The sequence below is a fragment of the Endozoicomonas sp. SESOKO2 genome (assembly GCF_024606245.1).
GTDB lineage: Bacteria > Pseudomonadota > Gammaproteobacteria > Pseudomonadales > Endozoicomonadaceae > Endozoicomonas_A.
In genome coordinates this window covers 1-1,510 of sequence record NZ_JAHHPQ010000521.1, presented here as the reverse complement: position 1 = coordinate 1,510, position 1,510 = coordinate 1, and the positions used below count along the sequence as shown (strand labels likewise).

Annotated in this window: 2 protein-coding genes; both read right to left on the bottom strand. The window is 47.1% G+C overall.

Annotated elements, in window-relative coordinates; translation table 11 throughout:
* Nucleotides 1–243: 243 nt before the first annotated feature.
* The gene (locus KDK17_RS12575) at nucleotides 244–711 is read right to left on the bottom strand and encodes a DUF29 domain-containing protein (protein ID WP_257274691.1); all 468 of its coding nucleotides are present in this window, start codon (nucleotides 709–711) and stop codon (nucleotides 244–246) included.
* 361 nt (nucleotides 712–1,072) lie between these two features.
* Nucleotides 1,073–1,510 (bottom strand): WD40 repeat domain-containing protein (locus KDK17_RS12570; protein WP_257288204.1); only part of this gene is annotated, 438 nt, incomplete at its 5' end.

Genomic DNA, 1,510 nt, shown 5'->3' with positions numbered 1-1,510 from the left:
TGATTCTGAAAGTCAGAGTCGGTTTTAGCATGAAAGTTCATAACATTGATGTCAGCGTAACTAACATCAGGCAGGATATGACGGCAAGAGTGATGAAGGTGACAAAGTAGAGAAATAGTCATCCATCCGTAGTTCAGTGATTTTCGCCTTGCCATGATCCATCACTCTCCCGGCCACAGATTTCCAGCGTTTTACTATCACAGATGCTCAAAAGATGGCGGCCATCAATCGATTTGGTAAAGATCAGTCATTGTCCGCCTCCGGCAGCCAGTCTTCTGTCATGATCTGTTCGTAGGTCCATGGGCATTGCGGTGGGAAGACGTCGGGTTTGCACTGCATCTCGTTGGCGGCCAGCTTTCGGGAATAATCGTAAGCATCAAGAAAAATTTCATCCAGTTTGTTGTGCAAGCCAGGATTCTTTTTTAATTCCTTCAAAATAGCAATCCGCTGTTTGCCTATGCTGATCGACCAACTACGGAACCACTGATCCATGTCATGCAGATCGTCCTTGCCAGATTGCATCTGCCATTTAAGCGCATGTGACAAAAGCTGTTCGAGACAACTCTCAAGGGCACGGTAACGAGCTTTGCCCATGTCCTCTACTTCCTCGATCAGGTTGTCCATATCAAGTTCATTGAAACGGCCTTGCCTGATAAGCTCGGCTTGTTGGTAGGACCATGTGTAAAAATCAGTGTCATACAAGTTTTCCATAAATCACCTCCATAGCCCTGTCACTGTAGGCAATTAACAGAAGGGAATCAAAATGAATTACCAAAGCACAGATGCTTTTGCTGGGGGGGGGGCCGTGGTTTTGGGCTGGTCAATTCGGCCATTGAAGCCAAAGAGAACCGTCAGTATCGCAAACAAAAGATCGGAATGAAGCCGGGAATGAAGGGAGTCACCCCGTTCCCACGCTGGAGAGAGTTTTGCGACACCCTTTTTACGGCGGGGAGGATGTCAAAAGAGGTTTTGTCGAAGTCGTGGCCGGTGCTCTGGTGCGCACAAGTTATCGTGCTGAGTAAATGTTTCATAAGAATAATGTGGGTCCGGGCTAATGAGTGAGAGTAAACAATCAGTCATCCATCATTAGTTCGGTGATTTTCGTCGGATCATCTTGATTGATGGTCAAAACATGGCCATCGGCGCTGGGGATGGCAAATCGAGTAGCATCAGGATGGGAAATGGTGGCTTTTTCAGCCCATGATCCATCGCTGTTCTGACCATAAATTTTCGCAGTTCCATCGAAACTGGCGGTGACCACATGGCGGCCATCGACGCTAAAGGTAGCTGATCTAATATCCCAACCATGAGAGATGATGGCTTTTTCTTTCCATGATCCATCGTCCTTCAGACCGAAGATTTTCACTGTATTATCTCCACTACGGGTGATCAGATGGCGGCTATCGGCGCTGAATTTGACTGACAAGACAGTTTTGTCATGGGAAATGATGGCTCTTTCTTCCCATGATCCATTGTCGTCTTTCTGACCATAGAGTTTCGCCTTGCCATC

What these genes read in the sequence shown, in the direction of transcription:
- KDK17_RS12575 (WP_257274691.1), bottom strand. Translation starts at nt 711, where the DNA reads ATGGAAAACTTGTATGACACTGATTTTTACACATGGTCCTACCAACAA.